The sequence below is a fragment of the Xylophilus rhododendri genome, assembly GCF_009906855.1.
Taxonomy (GTDB): Bacteria; Pseudomonadota; Gammaproteobacteria; order Burkholderiales; family Burkholderiaceae_C; genus Xylophilus; species Xylophilus rhododendri.
This window is the reverse complement of the sequence record NZ_CP047650.1, coordinates 5289189-5310085: the sequence shown is the minus strand read 5'-3', so window position 1 is coordinate 5310085 and position 20897 is coordinate 5289189. Positions and strand designations below refer to the sequence as shown.

Sequence of the window (20897 nt, the reverse complement as noted above, 5' to 3'; positions counted from 1 at the left end):
CGGTTTTGCACCTGCCCGGCCTAGGCCGGGTTCCTTTTGCGCGTCGCCGCCTGTTTCAGGCCGCGGCGCGCAATGCCTTGGCGGCGGCCACCATGTGGGCCAGGGCGGCGTTCACCTCGGGCCACTGCCGGGTCTTCAGGCCGCAGTCCGGGTTGACCCAGAGGCGATCGGCCGGAATCCGCTCGGCCGCCTTGCGCATCAGCTGCTCGATGTGGGCCTGCGTGGGGATGTTGGGCGAGTGGATGTCGTAGACACCCGGGCCGATCTGGTTGGGGTACTGGAATTGGTCGAAGGCGTCGAGCAGTTCCATGTCGGAACGCGAGGTCTCGATGGTGATCACGTCGGCGTCCATGGCGGCGATGGAGCCGATGATGTCGTTGAACTCCGAGTAGCACATATGGGTGTGGATCTGCGTCTCGTCGGCCACGCCGTTGGCGCTGATGCGGAAGGATTCGACCGCCCAGTCCAGGTAGTGCTTCCACTGCGCCTTGCGCAGCGGCAGGCCTTCGCGCAGGGCGGCCTCGTCGATCTGGATGATGCGCACGCCGGCCTGCTCCAGGTCCAGCACCTCCTGGCGGATGGCCAGGGCGAGCTGCCGGCAGGAGAGCGAACGCGGCTGGTCGTCGCGCACGAAGGACCAGTTGAGGATGGTGACCGGGCCGGTCAGCATGCCCTTCATCGGCTTGTCGGTGAGCGATGCGGCGAAGCGGATCCAGTCCACCGTCATCGGCTTGGGCCGGCTGATGTCGCCGAAGAGAATGGGCGGCTTCACGCAGCGTGAACCATAGGACTGCACCCAGCCGAACTGGCTGAAGGCGAAGCCGTCGAGCTGCTCGCCGAAGTATTCGACCATGTCGTTGCGTTCGGCCTCGCCGTGCACCAGCACGTCCAGGTCCAGGGCTTCCTGTTCGCGCACGCTGCGGGCGATCTCGGCGCGCATGGCGCTTCTGTAGCCGGCCTCGTCCAGCTCGCCGGCCTTGTAGCGGCTGCGGGCCTGGCGGATCTCGGCCGTCTGCGGGAAGGAGCCGATGGTGGTGGTGGGAAAGGCCGGCAGCTTCAGCAGCGCGGCCTGGCGGGGCGCGCGCTGGGCATAGGGCAGCTTGCGCTGGCCCAGGGCGGCGTTCAGCCCGGCGACGGCGGCCTGCACCGCGGGCTTGTGCACACGCGGCGAATGGCGGCGCGCGGCGATGGCGGCGCTGTTCTCGGCCAGGGCCTGCCGCACGCTGTCGCGGCCGTGGTCGAGCGCCCGGGCCAGCAGCTGCACTTCATCCAGCTTCTGTAGCGCATAGGCCAGCCAGGACTTGAGTTCGCCGTCGAGCTTCTGCTCGCTGGCCAGGTCCACCGGCACATGCAGCAGGGAGCAGGAGGGGGCGATCCACAGGCGCTCGCCGAGCCGGGCGGCGATCGGCTCCAGCCAGTCGAGCACGGCGGCGAGGTCGGTCTTCCAGATGTTGCGCCCGTCGACCACACCCAGGGACAGCACCTTGTTGCCGGTCATCAGGTTGAGCAGCGGCTGCACGTCCTCGCGGCCCCGCACCGCATCGATGTGCAGGCCGGCCACCGGCAGGGTGGCGGCCAGGTAGGTGTTCTCCAGCAGCTGGCCGAAATAGGTGGCCACCAGCAGCTTGACGCGGGCGCTTTTGAGTTGGTGATAGGCGGCGGTGAAGGCATGCTGCCAGTCGGCGTCGAGTTCGGTGACCAGCACCGGCTCGTCGATCTGCACCCACTGCACGCCTTGCGCAGCCAGGGTTTCGAGCAGCTCGGCGTAGACCGGAAGCAGGCGCTCCAGCAGGGCCAGGCGATCGCTGCCGTCCTTGCTCTTGCCGAGCCACAGATAGCTGACCGGGCCGATGATCACCGGCTTGGCCTTGACGCCCTGGGCGCGGGCCTCGGCCAGCTGCGCCAGCAGTCGCGAGGCATCGAGGCTGAACCGGGTGGCGGCGGTGAACTCGGGGACGATGTAGTGGTAGTTGGTGTCGAACCACTTGGTCATCTCGCCGGCCGCGACACCGCCGCAGCAGGCGCCGTGGTCCTGCCCGCCCTGAGCCGAGCGGCCGCGGGCCACGCGGAAATAGTTGTCCAGCGGATCGCCGTGGAAGCCTTGCACCCGCTCGGGCAGGTTGCCGAGGGTGAAGCTCATGTCCAGCACCTGGTCGTAGAAGGCGAAATCGCCGACCGGGGCGAAGTCCAGTCCGGCCTGCTGGCTCCAATGCAGGCGGCGCAGCCGGGCGCCCAGCGCCTGGAGTTCTTCGCGGCCGGATTCGCCCTTCCAGTAGGCCTCCAGGCCGAACTTGAGTTCGCGCCGGGCGCCGATGCGGGGAAAGCCGAGGTTGTGGGTGAGGGTCATGCGGGTCGTCTGTGATGGGATGGGGCGCATCGTAAGCAGGCAAATCCATGACGTAAAATGGTCTTATTTCAACATTCCATGAACTGGATTCATAGACCATGCTGGAGCGATCCCATCTCCTGATCGTGCGCGAGGTCGAGAAACAAGGCTCGCTGACCGCTGCGGCCGGCGTCTTGTGCCTGACCCAGTCGGCGCTCAGCCATGCGATGAAGAAGCTGGAAAAGCACCTGGGCACCGACATCTGGCTGCGCGAGGGCCGCAGCCTGCGCCTCACCCAGGCCGGCCAGTACCTGCTGGCGGTGGCCAACCGGGTGCTGCCGCAGCTGGACCTGGCCGAGGACCGCATCCGCCAGTTCGCCCAGGGCGAGCGCGGCACGCTGCGCATCGGCATGGAATGCCATCCCTGCTACCAGTGGCTGCTGAAGATCGTGTCGCCCTATCTGGCCGCCTGGCCGGATGTGGATGTGGATGTGAAGCAGAAATTCCAGTTCGGCGGCATAGGCGCGCTGTTCGGCTACGAGGTCGACCTGCTGGTCACGCCCGATCCGCTCTACAAGCCCGGCCTGCATTTCGAGCCGGTGTTCGACTACGAGCAGGTGCTGGTGGTGGCCAGGGGCCATCGCCTGGCCGGCGAGCCCTACATCAAGCCGCGGCATCTGGGCGAGGAGGTGCTGGTGACCTATCCGGTGGCGACCGACCGGCTCGACATCTACAACCAGTTCCTGATGCCCGCCGGTGTGGCCCCGCGCCGCCACAAGACCATCGAGACCACCGACATCATGTTGCAGATGGTGGCCAGCGGCCGGGGCGTCGCCGCCCTGCCCCGCTGGCTGGCGCTGGAGTACGCCGATCGCATGGACGTGGTGCCGGTGCGCCTGGGGCCGCGCGGCATCGCCAAGCAGATCTTTCTCGGCGCACGCGAGACGGAAACGGAGATCGACTACCTGAAGGCCTTCGTGGAGCTGGCGCGGGCGTCTTCGGCCTGAGCCGTGCACGGGTCGGGATATGCAGGTAGACTGCACAGGTTGCCTGCATAAAAACACCAAGACCCATGCCCCCATCCGCCGACGACGACCGCCATGCCCTGGCCGCCGAACTTCGCCTGCTGCTGAGCAGCCTGCGCAAGCGCCTGCGCGAGGAATCCACCATCGGCGATTTCAGCTGGAGCCAGCTGCAGGTGATCCTGCGGCTGGAGCGCGACGGCCCCGCCACGGTGAGCGCCCTGGCCAAGGCCGAGGGCATGCGGCCGCAGTCGATGAGCGAGACGGTGGCGGGGCTGAAGGCTGCGGGCGTGCTCGCCGGCAGCGTCGATCCGCAGGACGGCCGCCAGACCCTGATCGCCCTCACCCCCGCCTGGCTGAAGGCGGTGCAGGACAACCGCGCCGCCCGCGCCGACTGGCTCTACCGCGCCATCGGCCAGAAGATGGACGAGGCCGAACAGGCCTGTCTCCAGCAGGCGGTGGCCCTGCTCAAACGCCTGCTGGAGCCCTGAACATGCGCGCCACTTTCCGCTCGCTGCGCGGCCGCAACTACCGCATCTGGGCCATGGGCGCCCTGGTGTCCAACGTCGGCACCTGGATGCAGCGCACGGCGCAGGACTGGATCGTGCTGACCATGCTCACCGACCACAGCGCCACCGCCGTCGGCATTGTGATGGGCCTGCAGTTCGGCCCGCAGATGCTGCTGCTGCCGATCACCGGCCTGGCCGCCGACCGGCTGGACCGGCGCAAGCTGCTGATGTGCACCCAGGCGATGATGGGCCTGCTGGCCGCGGTGCTGGGGCTGCTGACGCTGAGCGGGCTGGTGCACCTCTGGCATGTGTACGTCTTCGCCTTCCTGCTCGGCTGCACCAGCGCCTTCGATGCGCCGGCGCGGCAGACCTTCGTCTCGGAACTGGTGGGCGAGGAGGACCTGCCCAATGCGGTGGGGCTGAACTCGGCCTCCTTCAACGCCGCCCGCATGATCGGGCCGGCCAGTGCCGGGGTGCTGATCGCGGGCATGGGCGCGGGCTGGGTCTTCCTGCTCAATGCGGCCTCCTTCGTGGCGGTTCTGGTGTCGCTGCGCCGCTTGAGCATTCCCGACCTGCACCGGCGTGCCGCCTCGCCGCGCGGCGCCAGCGGCTTGGCCGAGGGCGCGATCTATGTCTGGAAGCGTCCGGACCTCAAGGCCGCGCTGCTGATGCTGTTCGTCTTCGCGACCTTCGGGCTGAACTTCCCGATCTTCATCTCGACCATGGCCGTGGGTGTGTTCCACCTGGGCGCCAGCGCCTTCGGGCTGCTCAGTTCGGCGATGGCGATCGGCTCGGTGACCGGCGCGCTGATGTCGGCCGGCCGGGCGCAGCCGCAGTTCCGTTTCCTGGTGCTGGCGGCCAGCGTGTTCGGCGGGGGCTGCCTGCTGGCCGCGGCCTCGCCCAACGAGGCGGTATTCGCCTGCGTGCTGGTGGTGCTGGGGCTGTGCGCGCAGACCTTCAACACCACCACCAACACCCTCGTGCAGCTGGGCACCGAGCCGGCCATGCGCGGCCGGGTGATGGCCATCCTGCTGGCCCTGCTGCTGGGCGGCACGCCGCTGGGCGCGCCGCTGATCGGCTACGTGGCCGACACCTGCGGCGCCCGCTGGGCGATGGTGGTGGGCGCGGCGGCGGGTGCGCTGGTGGCCGCGATCGGCATGCTCTACCTGCGGCGCGCCGGGCCGAAGGCATCTCAAGCCGCGGCCTGAGCTTGGGAAGGCCGGTCCAGCGGTTCGAATAAGCGGGGTTTTCCGGCCTTTTGCCATGCATCGAAAATGCTGCTGCGACAGACACTTGCGGCATGCATCTCCCGCTGCACATTCATGGCGCCACTCTTTTCCCCAAAGCCGTCTATATCGACGATTGCTGGCGAGGGGCGATCGACATGGTGACCGGTACCGGCCAGGTCAACCGCTTGTGGTGCAACGGCGGCCATCCGGCCGAAAGCATCGCCCTGGCTTTTGTCCGCCTGGAGATGCGCGACCTGGCGCGCACCATGCGCATGGTCTGCGACTAGACGCGTTCGGCGCCGTTGCGGGCTTCGAAGTCGCGCAGGCGCACACGGCCCTGGAAGTGGTCCTGCACGAAGTAGGTGACGGCACGCGCATTGGCGCCCTTGTAGCCGCCGGGATAGGCCACCAGGCCGCTGCCGGGCAGCAGGCCCAGGCCATCGACCTCGGCGCTCCAGGCCAGCCGGCCGCCGCCCGACTCGATCTGTGGGCCGTATGCGCCGCGGAACGGGTACTGGGAGCCCTCGATTTCTAGGGTGCCGGAGATCGGCTGTCGGTCGGACACAGGTAGCAATCGGAGTTGGGCATCGCAGTATGCCCGCTGGCTGGTTCGTCTGGGCGACGAACGGTGCCATGGGTTGCTCGGCCGGCGGCAAGAATGTTGCCTGACTCCGTAACCTCGAATCCTTGATGCCCATGACAGCTCATCATTTCGCAAGCCGGAAACGCCAGCTTGCCGACAACGGCGAGCCTCCGGAAAATGGCGGCATCATGGAACTGCGCGTCGCCCAGCTCTAAGCCTTCGCCGAAAAAACCTGCGAACGCCTCGGCTCCATCGAGAAGGACTTGAACATCATGGTTTCCAACTACGCAACGAAGTCCGATGTGGCGAACATCAGCGTGGCGCTGCACAAGGAACTCAACCAGCAGACCTGGATCCTGGTCAAGGAACTCAACGCCCAGACCTGGAAGCTGATCGGCTGGACCACCGGGCTCGGCGCCTCCATGGTGGGTTTCACCTTCTGGCTGGCACGCGCTATCCACTGAGCTGCCGGCCGCGCCCCCCTCGACCACACTCCCTTCACAACACTCAGCCCTGCGGAAGCGCCAGCCGGGCCGAGTTCTTCACCTCCTCCATCACCGCATAGGTCCGTGTCTCGCGGACTCCCGGCAGCTGCCACAGCACGGTGCCGGCGAAGTTGCGGTAGTCGTTCATGTCGGCGCTGCGGGTCTTCAAGAGGTAATCGAAGCCGCCGGCCACCATGTGGCACTCCATGATTTCCGGGCGGATCTGCACGGCCGCGTTGAAGGCATCGAACACATTGGGTGTGGTGCGGTCCAGCAGCACCTCCACGAAGACCAGCATGCCCACGCCCAGCTTGATCGGATTCAGGCGGGCCTCGTACCCCAGGATGTAGCCCTCGCGGGTCAGCCGCTGCACCCGCGCCAGCACCGCCGTGGGCGAAAGGCCGATGGCCTCGGCCAGCTTGAGGTTGGAGATGCGGCCATCGGCCTGCAGGGCGCTCAGGATGCGCAGGTCCAGGCGGTCGAGTTTGATGGCCTCACCGGCCTGCTCTAGTGAATTGTTCGTCACAGCGGCTTCACATCGAATATTTATTCGGTCTCATAGGTTGCATCATGCGGATTACACCAGCTTACCTACCGCTCTGCAGCACTGCCCCATGACCACGCCCGTCTTTCCGAGTTCCACCGCGCCCTTCACCGGTTTTGCCCAGGGCCCCGCAGCCGCGACGGAGCTGCGGCAGCGCATCACCGCGGCCTATCGCTTGCCGGAGGCTGAGGCCATGCAGCATCTGCTGTCCGCAGCCCGGATGGACCCCACCACCGCAGGGCGCGCCAACGCCCTGGCGCGCGAGATCGCACAGCGCCTGCGCGACCGCAAAAACTCCGCCGGCCGGGCCGGCCTGGTGCAGGGCCTGCTGCAGGAATACGCCTTGTCCTCCCAGGAGGGCGTGGCGCTGATGTGCCTGGCCGAGGCGCTGCTGCGCATTCCCGACAAGGCCACGCGCGACGCCCTGATCCGCGACAAGATCGCCCACGGCCAATGGCGCGAACACGCCGGCCGCAGCCCCTCGGTGTTCGTCAACGCCGCCACCTGGGGCCTGCTGCTGACCGGCAAGCTGGTCGCCACCCACAGCGAAACCTCCTTGTCTTCCCTGCTGACCCGGCTGATCGCCAAGGGCGGCGAGCCGATGATCCGCAAGGGCGTGGACATGGCGATGCGTTTGATGGGCGAGCAGTTCGTCACCGGCGAAACCATCCAGGACGCGCTGCAGCACGCCCGCGGCCTGGAGGCCCGCGGCTTCCGCTATTCCTACGACATGCTGGGCGAAGCCGCGATGACGGCCGAGGATGCCGATCGCTACCGGCAGTCCTACGAGCAGGCCATCCACGCCATCGGCCAGGCATCGGCCGGCCGCGGCGTGTACGAAGGCCCGGGCATCTCGATCAAGCTGTCGGCCCTGCACCCGCGCTACAGCCGGTCGCAATACGCACGTGTGATGCAAGAGCTCTACCCGGTCGTGCGCGACCTGGCCCTGCTGGCGCGCCGCTACGACATCGGCCTGAACATCGACGCGGAGGAAGCCGACCGCCTGGAGCTGTCGCTGGACCTGCTGGAAAAGCTCTGCTTCGAACCGGCCCTGGCCGGCTGGAACGGCATCGGTTTCGTGATCCAGGCCTACCAGAAGCGCTGCCCCCATGCCATCGACTATGTGATCGATCTGGCCAGCCGCAGCGGCCAGCGCCTGATGGTGCGCCTGGTCAAGGGCGCTTACTGGGACAGCGAAATCAAGCGCGCCCAGGTGGACGGCCAGGACGGCTTTCCGGTCTACACCCGCAAGGTCTACACCGACGTCTCCTACCTCGCCTGCGCCCGCAAGCTGCTGGCCGCGCCGGCGCAGATCTATCCCCAGTTCGCCACCCACAACGCGCACACCATGGCCGCCATCTACACCATGGCGGACCCGGCGAGCTACCAGCCCGGGCAGTACGAATTTCAGTGCCTGCACGGCATGGGCGAGCCGCTGTACGAGCAGGTGGTCGGCCGCAGCGAGGATGGCAAGCTGGGCCGCCCCTGCCGCATCTACGCGCCGGTCGGCACCCACGAAACCCTGCTCGCCTACCTGGTGCGCCGCCTGCTGGAGAACGGCGCCAACACCTCCTTCGTCAACCGCATCGCCGATCCGACGATCTCGCTGGACTTGCTGGTGGAAGACCCGGTGGCGGCGGTCGAGCGCATGGCGGCTGAGGAAGGCGGCATCGGCCTGCCCCATCCGGCCATCGCCCAACCCGCCGGCCTCTATGGCGCGGCGCGGCGCAATTCGGCCGGGCTGGACCTGTCCAACGAAAACACCCTGCAGGCGCTGGAGCCACAACTGCAGGCCAGCGCCCAACGCGAATGGACGGCGCAGCCGGCGCTGGCCTCGGAATCGTCGGCATGGCAGCCAGTACTGAACCCATCCAGGCTGCGCGACGTGGTCGGCCAGGTGCGCCAGGCCAGCGCGACGGAAGTCGATGCAGCCCTGCAGAGCGCCGCCGACTTCGCGCCCGTCTGGGCCGCCACCGCCCCCGCCGAACGTGCCGCCGCGCTGGAGCGCGCCGCCGACCTGCTGCAGCAAGGCTTGCCCGAGCTGCTCGGTCTGCTGGCGCGCGAGGCCGGCAAGACCTTCGCCAACGGCATCTCCGAGGTGCGCGAGGCGATCGACTTCCTGCGCTTCTATGCCGCACAGGCACGCGCCGATTTCGACAACGGCACGCACCGCCCCCTGGGCCCGGTGGTGTGCATCAGCCCCTGGAACTTCCCCCTGGCCATCTTCGTCGGCCAGGTCTGCGCCGCGCTGGCCGCCGGCAACACCGTGCTGGCCAAACCCGCGGAACAGACGCCCCTGGTGGCCGCCGAAGCGGTGCGCCTGCTGCACGCCGCTGGCGTGCCGGCCGCCGCCCTGCAGCTGCTGCCGGGTGACGGCGCCACGGTCGGCGCGCGCCTGGTGGCCGACGGCCGCGTACAGGGTGTGCTGTTCACCGGCTCGACGGAAGTCGCCCGCATCCTGCAACGCACGCTGGCGGCCCGCCTGGGCCCGAACGGCACGCCGGTGCCGCTGATCGCAGAGACCGGCGGGCAGAACGCCATGGTCGTCGACTCGTCCGCATTGGTGGAACAGGTCGTCACCGACATCGTGGCCTCGGCATTTGACAGCGCCGGCCAGCGCTGCTCCGCGTTGCGGGTGCTATGTGTGCAGGACGACGTGGCCGAGCGCTTGCTGACCATGCTGCGCGGCGCCATGGACCAGGCCAGGGTCGGCGACCCGGCCCTGCTGGAGACCGACGTCGGCCCGGTGATCGACGCCGAGGCCCGCGACAACATCGAGGCCCACATCTCCGCCATGCGCCAGCGCGGCCGCCGGGTGCACCGCCTGGGCCGCTGCCCGCAGGGCACGCTGGACCAGGGCACCTACGTGATGCCCACGGTGATCGAGCTGAACAGCATCGACGAACTGCGCCGCGAGGTCTTCGGCCCGGTGCTGCATGTGGTGCGCTTCGCCCGCCGCGATCTCGACGGCCTGCTCGCGCAGATCAACGCCATCGGCTACGGCCTGACCCTGGGCCTGCACACCCGCATCGACGAAACCATCGCCCAGGTGCTGCGCAGCGCCCATGTGGGCAATGTCTATGTCAACCGCAACATGGTCGGCGCGGTGGTCGGCGTGCAGCCCTTCGGCGGCGAAGGCCTCTCCGGCACCGGCCCCAAGGCAGGCGGGCCGCTGTACCTGTACCGGCTGCTGTCTGCGCGTCCGGACGACGTGCTGGCGCGCGCCGCCGCCAGCGGCCTGCCGGGCTCGTCGGCCGGTGAGCCGCCGGTGGCCGATGGGCCCGCCTTCCAGGCCCTGCTCGGCTGGCTGGACCGGCGGCCCGACGAGCACCGCCTCGCCGCGCAGTGCCGCCGCATCGCCGGCCTGGCCGCGGCGCGCGGCGCGCGGCTGCTCGCCGGGCCCACCGGCGAGCGCAATCTCTACGCCCTGCAGCCCCGCGAGGCCGCGCTGTGCCTGGCCGATTCGGACGAGGCCCTGCTGTTCCAGCTCGCCGGGGTGCTGGCGGTGGGCAGCCGGGCGATCTGGCCCAGCAGCACGGCCACGCAAGCACTGCGCTCCACCCTGCCGCCGCAGGTGCAGGAAAAGATCGCCCTGGCCAGCGACTGGAGCGCCCCTGGCGTGGATTTCGACCTGGTTCTCCACCAGGGCGACCGGGCGGGCCTGCTGGACACCGGCGCCCGCCTGGCAAGCCGGGAGGGGGCCATCGTCAGCCTGCGCCGCTTCGCCATCGGCGACGGTGACGGCGCGGGCGGCATGGCGCTGGAAGCACTGCTGACCGAACGCTCGGTCAGCACCAATACCGCTGCCGCCGGCGGCAATGCCAGCCTGATGACGATCGCCTGAGTTTCGCGGCAAGGCATGTTGGCATCGCAAGGTCCGAACGGACTATTGCAACCACTTTGAACCGGAGAGACATTTCGTATCAGTCATATCAACTCCTTTTTCATTTGGAGGCCTTCATGTCACGGAACGCATTGAAGAAGACTGCGCTGGTCGCACTGCTGACACTGGGTTCCGCCCTGTCGGCCAGCGCCGCGACCTACGACCTCGGCGTGCTGTCGCTGGGCACCACCTACGAGCCGAGTTCGACCGTCAGCCCGTCCTTCTCGGACATCTTCAACTTCACGATCGGCTCCATGTCCGCGGCCTCCATGGGCTCGCTGGCGCTGATCGTGAGCGGCGGCGGGACGGTCATCAACAGCATCTCGCTGTTCGACGGCACGACCACGACCACCGGCACCGTCCATGCGGACGCCGTGGCCAGCACCGGTTACCTGAGCACGGTGCTCAAGCCCGGCATTTCGTACAGCCTGAAGGTCGCCGGCATCGGCACCGGCGACTACATGACCACCTTCAGGGTGGCGGCCATCCCCGAGCCCGAGACGTACGCGATGCTGCTGGCCGGCGTGGGCGTGATGGGCATGCTGGTTCGGCAGCGCCAGAAGCGCAGCCGCGGCTGAACGGCTCACGAGCGGGCCGCCCGGCCCAGGCATAGCTCGATCGCGCTGCCCAGCCGGTCGGCGATGTCCTCGATGTCCGCCTCGCTCACGATGAAGGGCGGCGCCAGCAGCACGTGGTCCCCGCGTCTGCCATCGATCGTGCCGCCCATCGGATAGACCAGCAGGCCATTGGCCATGGCCTGCTGCTTGATTTTCTGGTTGACCTTGTCGGCGGCATCGAAGGGCGCCTTGGAGTCGCGGTCCTTCACCAGTTCCACGCCCATGAAGAGCCCGCGGCCGCGGATGTCGCCCACGCAGGGGTGCTCGCCCAGCCGCCGCAGCAGCGCGCCGCGCAACTGCTCGCCCCGTGTGCGCACCTGGGCCAGCAGGCCGTCGCGCTGGATGACCTTCTGCACCGCCAGCGCCGCAGCCGCCGCCGTCGGATGCCCGATATAGGTATGGCCGTGCTGGAACAGACCGCTGCCCTGGCGGATCGCCTCGACGATCCGGCCGCTGGCCAGCACCGCCCCGATCGGCTGGTAGCCGCCGCCCAGGCCTTTGGCGATGGTCATCAGGTCGGGCACGACGCCCTCCTGCTCCACGGCATGCAGCGTGCCGGTACGGCCCATGCCGCTCATCACCTCGTCGGCGATCAGCAGGATGCCGTGGCGGTCGCAGAGTTCACGCACGCCGCGGAAGTAGCCCGGCGTCGGCGGCACCGCGCCGGCGGTGGCACCGACGACGGTTTCGGCGACGAAGGCGATCACATTCTGCGGCCCCAGGCGCTGGAATTCGGCCTCGAGTTCGGCGATCAGGCGCGCGGTGTAGCCGTCCTGGCTTTCGCCCTCCCGACGGTCGCGGTATTCGTAGACCGGCGAGACCCGGCCCACATCCATCAGCAGCGGCGCGAACTGCTGGCGCCGCCATTCGTTGCCGCCCACCGCCAGCGCACCCAGGGTGTTGCCGTGGTAGCTCTGCCGGCGGGCCACGAAGCGGGTTCTCTGCGGCTGGCCGATCTCGACGAAGTACTGGCGCGCCAGCTTCAGGGCCGCCTCCACCGCTTCGGAACCGCCCGAGACGAAATACACCTGGTCCAGCCCCGCCGGCGCATGGGCCACCAGGTGATCGGCCAGTTCCTCGGACACCTCGCTGGTGAAGAAGCTGGTGTGCGTGTAGGCCAGCCGGTCGATCTGCGCATGCATGGCGGCGATCACATCCGGATGGCGATGCCCCAGGCAGGAAACCGCCGCTCCGCCGCAGGCGTCCAGGTAACGCTTGCCCGACTGGTCGGTGATGTAGATGCCTTCTGCGGAGGCCGCGACCGGCGGTGTGGACCGGAGGCTTCGATGGATGATCCTGCTCATGGTTTTTTCGGGGGGGCGGCAGCCCCGGTTGATTTGCAACAACTATATCAATTTAAGTATTTATTGCAACGTTTGATTCCAACAAGACGCAAGACGGCCCCGCCGCACCGGGGCGCCGCGTGTCAGGGTTTGGCGTGCAGCCTGCGGGTGGGCTGTTTCAGGTAGGCGCCGGAATCGAACAGGCTCTGTTCGGTCTTGTCGATGGCTCGGGCGACACCGTCCCCGCCCGCGGCGACCAGCAGCTCCAGCAGCGCCTCGACCAGCCCCACACCCGCGGTGACGGAGGGAAAGAAGGACGGGCTGTCGACCGAGAACAGCACGGTGAGATCCGCCTCCAGCGCCAGCGGCGAAGCGCTGCTGTCGGTGAGCGCCACGGTCTTCGCGCCGGCCGCCTTGGCCGCTGCCATCACCTCCAATGCCTCGCGCGAGTACGGCGCGAAACTCACGACGAACACCAGATCCGCCTTGGCGATGGCCCGCGCCTGCATCTCCAGCCCGCCATGCTGGCCATCGAGCAGCAATACCGACTGGCGGAAAAGCCGGTAGCCATAAAACAGGCTGTAGGCGATGGGCGCGCTGGCCCGGAAGCCGGCGACATGCACCACCGCCGCCTTCTTCATCAGCTCGGCCACCTTGGGCAGCATCGCCGCAGAATGATCGAGCGTGTCGTCGAGGTTCTTGCGCAGCACATCGAACATCTCGCCCAGCAGTTCGCGCTTCGAGCCCCGCGCCGCCAGCGACTTGGCCCGCTCGCCGTAGCCGTCGGCGCTCAAGCCCATGTCGGTGGCGAAGGCGGCCTTCAGTTCCGGCCAGCCGGCGTAGCCGAGCTGCTGGGCCAGGCGCACGAAGGTGGCGGGCTGCGAGCCGGCGCGCTCGGCCAGGGTGCGCATCGAAGAAATCACCACCTCGTTGGGATGATCGACGATGAAACGCGCGGCGGCCTGCAGCCTGGGGCTCAGCGACGGGAAGGCATCCAGGATGGTCTGCTTGGCTCTCATGGGGCGGCACGCTGTAGTCTCGAATGAATCGAATGTTACAGCGGCCCTCCCCTCCTCAGATGCCCTTGGAGCTGGGATGCAGGAAGGCATCCCGGGTGTCGGCATTGATCGGATAGTTGATGTTGATGCCCTTGGGCGGGATCGGCGACATGAACCACTTGTTGTAGAGCTTCTCCATTTCGCCGGAGGCCATCATGCCGCCCACCACCTTGTCGACCAGCGCCTTGAAGGCGGGGTCGTCCTTGCGGAACATCAGCGACTGGTTCTCGGTGCGCAGGCTCTCGCCGACGATGGCGTAATCCTTGGGGTTCTGCGCATTGGCGATCTGGCCGGCCAGCAGGATGTCGTCGAGCACGAAGGCCGCCGCCCGGCCGTTGGCCACCAGCAGGAAGGAGTCGCTGTGGTCCTTGCCGGACAGCGGCGTGATCTCCAGGTTGCGGCCGCGGTCGGCGTCGCGCAGCAGGCGCAGCGAAGTGGTTCCGGCGGTCGTCACCACCGCCTTGCCCTGCAGGTCCGCGATGCTGCGGATACCGGAATCCACCTTGACCAGGGTGCGCACGTTGTAGCGGAAGATGTCCGGCGAGAACGCCACCAGCTGCTGGCGTTCGACCAGGTTGGTGGTGGAGCCGCATTCGATGTCCACGGTACCGTTGGCCACCAGGGGAATGCGGTTGGCCGAGGTGACGGCCTGGTAGCGGATCTCGATGGCCGGCATCTTCAGCTCGGCCTTGATCGCCTCGACGATGCGGTTGCAGATGTCGATGCTGTAGCCGACCGGCTTGCTGCCGCCATCGAGGTAGGAGAAGCCGAAGGACGATTCACGGTAGCCGAAGGTGATGGCGCCGCTCTGCTGGATCTTCCTGAAGGTGCTGGCGTCCTGCGCCTGGGCACCGATGACCGATACGGCCAGCAAGGCGCAGGGCAGCAGACGCTGGAAAAGAGATGCGAAAGACATGGTCTTGGGTTCCCCGGACATGCATTGGTGGTGGTCGAGTGCCGAATCCGATGCGGCAACGTTTGTTGCAACACAAATTCAACAGCAACGAATATATCCATCAATGGAAAATTTGCAACGTTTGTTCGTTAATTTCCATTTATGGAACAAATGCACCAATGCGGAGCACGACCCCGGACCTCGCGCACGAATTCAGGCGGTGTCGAGCGGACGGCCTGGCGCCTGGCCCGCCAGGCCCTCCAGTTGCGCCGCGGTATCGGTCGCGCCCATGGTCCTGGCCAGCGAGAGCGCTGTCATGCCGTCCGAACTGATCGTATTGGGATCGGCACCCAGCCGGAGCAACAGATCGACGATTTCGCGGCGGTTGAACATGGCCGCGAACATCAGCGGCGTCTTGCCGCCCGGCGGCGCGAAGTTCACTTCGGCGCCCCGCTCCAGCAGCAGTTCGGCCATGGGCAGATTGCCCTTGAAGGCCGCGCCTGCCAGCGGCGTCTGCGCCATGTCGTTGAAGCGGTTGGGATCGGCGCCGTGTTCCAGAAGCAGGCGAGAGGCTTCCAGCTGCCCGTGATAGCTGGCCAGCATCAGCAAGGTGTCGCCCTTGTGGTTGCTCATATTGGCCGGCAGGCCGCGCTCCAGCATGGGCTGCAGCGCGGCAGCGTCGCCGGCGCGGGCGAGGTCGAACATCCGGTGGGCGAAGTCCAGCACATCCTGCTCGCTGGCCACCAAGGCCGGTGGTGTGGCTGTGTTCTCGTCGCTCATGCTGCAGCTTTCCTGTTAAAGCTCTGAAGCTACGCGAGCGCTGGTTTCAGGCTTGTAAGCCGGCGCCCTCGGTGTCTGCGCTTCTAGTGCCTGAAGCGGTCTGGTGCGCCACCGGAGCCGGGTCACCCAGCACCAGCAGCCACTCGCGCAACTTCTCCAGCAGTGCCAGCGTGATGTAAGGCGCGGGGTCGGCCGCCTCATGCCGCATCTGGCCCGATCCCCCCAGAAAGCCATTCACTTCACCGATGTTCACCTGCGCATGCCAGGTGAAATGGTCCGCTTCCAGCACGTAGTTGACCTTGGTGATGCGAATCGCCAGCCCTTGTGCGAAGAGCGGGCTGTTGAGACTCAAGATCTGCACCGCCCTGCGATGCGCAGCGGCCCGACGGTCTCTGCGTCGCCGCTCGGACGCTGGCCAGCCCTGTGTTGCGGCCGGCTGAAAATCACTCGCACGCCGCGCGGTAATACGCCGTTCGAATAAATACATCTTCACCCTCCATCCAGCCCTGCTCCTGCGGCATTTTGCGACGCCGGGCAGGTCAGTGGCTGCTGCCGTTACCTCATGGTTGTGGTGCGGATCGACTCCAACCTGAGCAAGGAGGCAATGAAAAAAGGGTCAGGACTTTTGGTCCTGACCCTTTTATTTCCCGAAGGAATGAATGGTCGGCGTGGTGGGATTCGAACTCACGACCCCTTGCACCCCATGCAAGTGCGCTACCAGGCTGCGCTACACGCCGAGCCTCAAATTCTAGCATCAAATTTGCAGCGGTTCGGCCAGCAACAAACGAATCGCCAAAAGTTCTTTTCGGACCGCCGCCAGCGACAAGGGCGCACGGGGCGCGACAGGCACCGGCAGAGGTTCGAATTGCGTCCTGTCTTCCAACTCTCCCGTGGCGTCGGTGCCCTCAAGCTCACCGGATGCGACGGACATCGGCAGGGACGAAGCCAGCGCGGAGCGCGCTCCGCGCTCGGCCTGCATCCACTCCTGCAGCTTGTTGCGCGCGCCGCTGATGGTGAAGCCCTGTTCGTAGAGCAGATCGCGGATGCGGCGGATCATCAGCACCTCGTGGTGCTGGTAGTAGCGCCGGTTGCCGCGGCGCTTCATGGGCCGCAGCTGCGTGAACTCCTGCTCCCAGTACCGCAGCACATGCGGCTTGACCTCGCACAGTTCGCCCACCTCACCGATAGTGAAGTAGCGCTTGGCAGGGATGGCGGGAAGAGGAGTGCTGGCCATGGATAGCTCAGGTTTGGAGGGCTGCGAGGTTAACGCATCGCCGTGCACAGCGACAAGCGGCCACAGGGCCCCTCAGCGGGCCTGCGTGTGTCAGCTCTGCAGCTGTTCCTTCAGCTTGTGGCTGGCGTGGAAGGTGACCACGCGCCGCGCCTCGATCGGGATGGATTCGCCGGTGCGCGGATTGCGCCCCGGCCGCGGCGCCTTGGTGCGGATCTGGAAGTTGCCGAAGCCGGAGATCTTCACGTCCTGTCCCTCGATCAGGCTGCTGCAGATCAGCTCGAAGAAGGCGTCGACCATGTCCTTGGACTCGCGCTTGTTCAGACCGATGCGGTCGAACAGCAACTCGGCCAGTTGGGCCTTGGTGAGCGCCGGGGTCTCCAGGCTCTCGACCGAGAATTCTTCCGGATGGGCTTCCATGATCAGCTCTTTCATGCGCGCAGTCGCGCGCCAGTCTCGGCGGCAAGCCGCGCCAGCACGGCCTGCACCGCGGCCTCGATCTGCTCTTCGGTCAGGGCGGCATCGCCGCCGTTGAGCGTCAGGCGCAGGGCCAGGCTTTTCTCGCCCTGTGCCAAGCCGCCCACAGGGAATGTGCCGTCCTTGGCCGGCTTGGGGCGGTAGACGTCGAACAGCTCGACGCGACGCAGGATGCCGTCGGCCGAGTCGGCCAGCGCCGCGGCGCGGATCTGGGCGTAATCCCGCGCTTCCGGCACGACGATGGCAATGTCCCGCTCCACGTCCTGGTGCTTGGCCACACCTTGCGGCGCGGGCACAACCCGTTGGCCGACCGCGGCCAGGTCCAGCTCGAACAGCACCGGCGCCTGGGCGAAGCCCCAGGCCTGGCGCCAGCGCGGATGGAGCTCGCCGACGAAGCCGATCTCGCGGCCGTCCAGCACAACACGGGCGCAGCGGCCGGGATGCAATGCCGGATGCTCGGCCGCGACGAAGCTCGGCTGGCGCGGCGCGAGCAAGGCCTCGACATCGCCCTTCAGGTCGTAGAAATCGACCGCGCGTTCGGCGCTGCCCCACTGCAGCGCATCCGCCGGGCCGCAAGCGGCGGCGGCCACACGCATCGGCTGGTCGAAGCCTTGCACGGTGGTGTCGCTGTCGGCCACCGACGCATCGCGCAGGAACACCCGGCCCAGCTCGAAGGCACGCACGCGCGGCAGCTTGCGGTCGAGGTTGAACTTCAGCACCTGCAGCAGGGAGCCGATGAGCGAAGAGCGCATCACGCTCATCTGGCTGGCGATGGGATTGAGGAGGCGGATCGGGTCGGTGTTGCCGGCCAGTTCGCGTTCCCAGCTTTCCTCGACGAAGCTGAAATTGATCGTCTCCTGATAACCCCGCGCGGCCAGCGCACGGCGCACGGCGAAGGGGCCGCGCTTGGCTTCGGGCTGCAGATGCGGCGTGATCGGGCCGAGCGGCGGCGTGGTCGGCAGGTTCTCGTAGCCGACGATGCGCGCGATCTCCTCGATCAGGTCTTCCTCGATCGTGATGTCGAAGCGCCAGGACGGCGGCGTGACCACCAGGCTGCCGGCGGCGTCGGTGACCACCGGCAGGCCGAGCGAGGCCAGCGCGTCGGCGCATTGTTGCGCACTCAGCGGCATGCCGCTGACCTTGGCGGCGCGCGCAGGGCGCATCGTTACGGGCTTGGCGGCGGGCACGTTGGGGGCAATGTCGGTGATCGGGCCGGCGGTGCCGCCGCAGACCTGCTGCACCAGCGCGGTGATGCGTTCGATCGCCGCGACCGTCTGGCCCGGATCCACGCCGCGTTCGAAGCGGTGGCCGGCATCCGTCGAGAAATTGAAACGGCGCGAACGGCCCGCGACCGCACGCGGGTGCCAGAAGGCAGCCTCGATGTAGATGTTGGTGGTGCCGTCGGACACGGCGGTGGCATCGCCGCCCATGATGCCGGCGAGCGACTCGACCTGCTGCCCATCGGCGATGACACCGACCTGCGCATCCAGCGCCACCGTGTTGCCATTGAGCAGCTTGAGGCTTTCGCCCTCCTTCGCCCAGCGCACCTGCAGGCCGCCGTGGATCTTGTCCAGGTCGAAGATGTGTGTGGGCTGGCCGTATTCGAACATCACGTAGTTCGAGATGTCGACCAGCGGCGAGACGCTGCGCTGGCCGCAGCGCTCGAGGCGCTCGACCATCCATGCCGGCGTCTTCACCTGCGGATTCACGCCACGCATGACACGGCCGCTGAAGCGGCCGCACAGGTCGCTGGCCTGGATGTCGACGGCCAGCGTGGCCTCGTGTGCCACGGCGGCCTGGGGCAAGGCGGGCGTCAGCAGCGGAGCGCCGGTCAGGGCCGACAGTTCACGCGCGATGCCGTAGAGGCTCAGGCAGTGCGCCAGGTTGGGCGTGAGCTTGAGGGTGAACAGGGTGTCGTCGAGCCGCAGGTATTGCCGCAGGTCGGTGCCAACGGGCGCATCGGCGGGCAGTTCCAGCAGCCCTTCGTTGCCTTCGCCGATGCCCAGCTCGCGTGCCGAGCACAGCATGCCGTGGCTTTCCACGCCGCGCAGCTTGCCGACCTTGATCAGGAAAGGCTTGCCGTCCGCGCCGGGCGGCAGCGCCGCACCGACCAGGGCGCAGGGCACCCGGATGCCGGGACGGGCATTGGCGGCGCCGCACACGATGGTGAGCGGCGCGCCCTGCCCTGCCTCGACCTGGCACACACGCAGGCGGTCGGCATTGGGATGTTGCTCGGTCGAGAGGATCTCGCCGACCACGATTCGGCTGAAAGGCGGGGCCACCGGCTGCAGTTCCTCGACTTCGAGGCCCGCCATGGTCAGGGTATTGGCCAGCGCCTGCGTGTCCAGGGATGGGTTGCAGAAGGCACGCAGCCAGGATTCCGGAAATTGCATCTGTCGCTTCTCTCTTCTTCGTATCGCTCTGGTGCGTGCGGCTTATTGGAACTGGCGCAGGAAACGCATGTCGCCGTCGAAGAACAGGCGCAGGTCGCTCACACCGTAGCGCAGCATGGTGAGGCGGTCCGGGCCCATGCCGAAGGCAAAGCCCAGGTAGCGCTCGGGATCCAGGCCCATGTTGCGCACCACGTTCGGATGCACCTGGCCGGAGCCCGCGACTTCCAGCCAGCGCCCGGCCAGCGGGCCGCTGGCGAACTGGATGTCGATCTCGGCGCTGGGTTCGGTGAAGGGGAAGAAGCTGGGACGGAAACGCAGCACCAGATCGTCGCGCTCGAAGAAGGTGCGGCAGAAGTCGGTGAAGACGACCTTCAGGTCCTTGAAGCTGACGTTCTCGCCGATCCACAGGCCTTCGCACTGGTGGAACATGGGCGAGTGGGTGGCGTCGCTGTCCACGCGGTAGGTTCGGCCCGGAGCGATCACGCGGATCTCCGGCATGGCCTGGCCGGCATCGATGGCTGCGCGATGGCGCTTGACGTGCTGCACCGCATGCCGCACCTGCATCGGGCTGGTGTGGGTGCGCAGCAGCAGCGGCGCATCGGCCGCGCCGCCTTCGACGTAGAAAGTGTCATGCATCGAACGCGCCGGATGGTCGGCCGGCGTGTTGAGCGCGGTGAAGTTGAACCAGTCGGTCTCGATCTCCGGGCCCTCGGCCACCGAGAAGCCCATGGAGCCGAAGATGCCCTCGATGCGCTCCAGGGTGAGCGAGACGGGATGCAGGCCGCCCTCGCCGCGCTGGCGGCCGGGCAGGGTCACATCCAGCGACTCGGAGCGCAACTGGCGTTCGAGCTCGGCATCGGCCAGGGCCTGGCGGCGCGCGTTGAGCGCGGCCTCGATCGCCTGCTTGGCGGTGTTGATGACGGCGCCGCGCGCCTTCTTCTCATCGACCGCCAGCGTGGCCATGCCCTTCATCAGCTCGGTGATGCGGCCCGACTTGCCCAGGAACTGCGCCTTGGCGTTTTCCAGATCGACGGGCGTCCCGGCGGCGGAGAAAGCCTGCGAGGCACTGGCGACCAGCGCGTCCAACTCGTTCATAAATGCTTTGGTAGAAATGAAAAAAGGCTAGTGCCCGATCAAGCCCTAGCCTTCAAAAGTCGTGTCCGGTCCAGACACCAGCAGTGCATGGACCGGCGTCTAACCGTCAGGCCGCCAGCTTGGCCTTCACCTGGTCGACGATGCTGCCGAAGGCAGCCTTGTCGTGCACCGCGAGGTCGGCCAGCATCTTGCGGTCGATCTCGATGGCAGCCTTCTTCAGGCCGTTGGCGAATTGGCTGTAGGTCATGCCGAGTTCACGTGCGGCAGCGTTGATACGGGCAATCCACAGCTGACGGAACACACGCTTCTTGGTGCGGCGGTCACGGTATGCGTATTGACCCGCCTTCATCACCGCCTGCTTGGCGATGCGGAAGACATTGCCGCGGCGACCGCGGAAGCCCTTGGCGAGCTTGAGAACCTTTTTGTGGCGGGCGCGAGCCGTTACACCACGTTTGACGCGAGGCATTGAATTACTCCTTGTTCGTCA

General features: G+C 67.3%; 20 protein-coding genes and 1 tRNA gene. 7 read left to right on the top strand and 14 right to left on the bottom strand.

The features are described from left to right. Nucleotides 1-55: 55 nt before the first annotated feature. The gene (gene metE, locus GT347_RS24525; RefSeq protein ID WP_160554682.1) at nucleotides 56-2347 is read right to left on the bottom strand and encodes a 5-methyltetrahydropteroyltriglutamate--homocysteine S-methyltransferase; all 2292 of its coding nucleotides are present in this window, start codon (nucleotides 2345-2347) and stop codon (nucleotides 56-58) included. A 98-nt stretch (nucleotides 2348-2445) separates the two neighbouring features. On the opposite strand from metE, the gene GT347_RS24520 reads away from it, so the two are divergent. From GT347_RS24520 to GT347_RS27885, 4 genes are all read left to right on the top strand, one after another. Continuing rightward, nucleotides 2446-3333, top strand: coding sequence for a LysR family transcriptional regulator (locus GT347_RS24520; protein WP_160554681.1), 888 nt, complete (start codon nucleotides 2446-2448; stop codon nucleotides 3331-3333). A gap of 65 nt (nucleotides 3334-3398) precedes the next feature. Next, nucleotides 3399-3839, top strand: coding sequence for a MarR family winged helix-turn-helix transcriptional regulator (locus tag GT347_RS24515; protein ID WP_160554680.1), 441 nt, complete (start codon nucleotides 3399-3401; stop codon nucleotides 3837-3839). Nucleotides 3840-3841: 2 nt separating this feature from the next. Beyond that, a complete protein-coding gene (locus tag GT347_RS24510) occupies nucleotides 3842-5065 on the top strand; it encodes an MFS transporter (protein WP_160554679.1) in 1224 nt (407 codons plus the stop codon). A 176-nt stretch (nucleotides 5066-5241) separates the two neighbouring features. Next, the gene (locus GT347_RS27885; RefSeq protein WP_268236185.1) at nucleotides 5242-5373 is read left to right on the top strand and encodes a hypothetical protein; all 132 of its coding nucleotides are present in this window, start codon (nucleotides 5242-5244) and stop codon (nucleotides 5371-5373) included. On the opposite strand, the gene GT347_RS24505 is transcribed toward GT347_RS27885, so the two are convergent. Next, nucleotides 5370-5651, bottom strand: coding sequence for a hypothetical protein (locus tag GT347_RS24505; protein WP_160554678.1), 282 nt, complete (start codon nucleotides 5649-5651; stop codon nucleotides 5370-5372). The two genes, GT347_RS27885 and GT347_RS24505, sit on opposite strands and share 4 nt — an antisense overlap. Nucleotides 5652-5941: 290 nt before the next feature. Between GT347_RS24505 and GT347_RS24500 the strand changes: the two genes are divergently transcribed. After that, entirely contained in the window at nucleotides 5942-6133 is a 192-nt protein-coding gene (locus GT347_RS24500) for a hypothetical protein (protein WP_160554677.1), read from the top strand. A 43-nt stretch (nucleotides 6134-6176) separates the two neighbouring features. Here the strand turns inward: GT347_RS24500 and GT347_RS24495 are convergent, their stop codons facing one another. Beyond that, nucleotides 6177-6680 carry an Lrp/AsnC ligand binding domain-containing protein gene (locus GT347_RS24495; RefSeq protein ID WP_229722482.1) on the bottom strand — a complete coding sequence of 168 codons (504 nt, stop codon included), beginning with the start codon at nucleotides 6678-6680 and terminating at the stop codon, nucleotides 6177-6179. On the opposite strand from GT347_RS24495, the gene putA reads away from it, so the two are divergent. Both putA and GT347_RS24485 read left to right on the top strand, forming a co-directional pair. Further along, nucleotides 6643-10542 carry a trifunctional transcriptional regulator/proline dehydrogenase/L-glutamate gamma-semialdehyde dehydrogenase gene (gene putA / locus GT347_RS24490; protein ID WP_407704122.1) on the top strand — a complete coding sequence of 1300 codons (3900 nt, stop codon included), beginning with the start codon at nucleotides 6643-6645 and terminating at the stop codon, nucleotides 10540-10542. The genes GT347_RS24495 and putA overlap by 38 nt on opposite strands. A gap of 116 nt (nucleotides 10543-10658) precedes the next feature. Beyond that, complete coding sequence (locus GT347_RS24485; RefSeq protein ID WP_160554675.1) at nucleotides 10659-11159, top strand: FxDxF family PEP-CTERM protein; 501 nt, start codon at nucleotides 10659-10661, stop codon at nucleotides 11157-11159. A gap of 5 nt (nucleotides 11160-11164) precedes the next feature. Here the strand turns inward: GT347_RS24485 and GT347_RS24480 are convergent, their stop codons facing one another. From GT347_RS24480 to rplT, 11 genes are all read right to left on the bottom strand, one after another. Further along, the gene (locus GT347_RS24480) at nucleotides 11165-12502 is read right to left on the bottom strand and encodes an aspartate aminotransferase family protein (RefSeq protein ID WP_160554674.1); all 1338 of its coding nucleotides are present in this window, start codon (nucleotides 12500-12502) and stop codon (nucleotides 11165-11167) included. A 122-nt stretch (nucleotides 12503-12624) separates the two neighbouring features. Beyond that, on the bottom strand, nucleotides 12625-13500 hold the full coding sequence (locus GT347_RS24475) for a MurR/RpiR family transcriptional regulator (RefSeq protein WP_160554673.1): 876 nt from the start codon (nucleotides 13498-13500) through the stop codon (nucleotides 12625-12627). Between the two features lie 55 nt (nucleotides 13501-13555). Continuing rightward, nucleotides 13556-14455, bottom strand: a complete 900-nt coding sequence (locus GT347_RS24470; RefSeq protein ID WP_160554672.1) for a transporter substrate-binding domain-containing protein — start codon at nucleotides 14453-14455, stop codon at nucleotides 13556-13558. Between the two features lie 192 nt (nucleotides 14456-14647). Further along, nucleotides 14648-15214, bottom strand: a complete 567-nt coding sequence (locus tag GT347_RS24465; RefSeq protein ID WP_160554671.1) for an ankyrin repeat domain-containing protein — start codon at nucleotides 15212-15214, stop codon at nucleotides 14648-14650. Between the two features lie 46 nt (nucleotides 15215-15260). After that, entirely contained in the window at nucleotides 15261-15566 is a 306-nt protein-coding gene (locus tag GT347_RS24460; protein ID WP_229722481.1) for a hypothetical protein, read from the bottom strand. 308 nt (nucleotides 15567-15874) lie between these two features. Continuing rightward, a tRNA-Pro gene (locus GT347_RS24455) sits at nucleotides 15875-15951 on the bottom strand. 17 nt (nucleotides 15952-15968) lie between these two features. After that, entirely contained in the window at nucleotides 15969-16448 is a 480-nt protein-coding gene (locus tag GT347_RS24450) for a MerR family transcriptional regulator (RefSeq protein WP_160554669.1), read from the bottom strand. 90 nt (nucleotides 16449-16538) lie between these two features. Continuing rightward, the gene (locus tag GT347_RS24445) at nucleotides 16539-16865 is read right to left on the bottom strand and encodes an integration host factor subunit alpha (RefSeq protein WP_160555504.1); all 327 of its coding nucleotides are present in this window, start codon (nucleotides 16863-16865) and stop codon (nucleotides 16539-16541) included. A gap of 11 nt (nucleotides 16866-16876) precedes the next feature. After that, entirely contained in the window at nucleotides 16877-19315 is a 2439-nt protein-coding gene (pheT, locus tag GT347_RS24440) for a phenylalanine--tRNA ligase subunit beta (protein WP_160554668.1), read from the bottom strand. Nucleotides 19316-19357: 42 nt separating this feature from the next. Further along, nucleotides 19358-20410, bottom strand: a complete 1053-nt coding sequence (gene pheS, locus GT347_RS24435) for a phenylalanine--tRNA ligase subunit alpha (protein WP_160554667.1) — start codon at nucleotides 20408-20410, stop codon at nucleotides 19358-19360. 106 nt (nucleotides 20411-20516) lie between these two features. Next, nucleotides 20517-20876 (bottom strand): 50S ribosomal protein L20, encoded by a 360-nt coding sequence (gene rplT / locus GT347_RS24430; RefSeq protein WP_160554666.1) that lies wholly within the window; start codon nucleotides 20874-20876, stop codon nucleotides 20517-20519. Nucleotides 20877-20897: the final 21 nt, after the last annotated feature.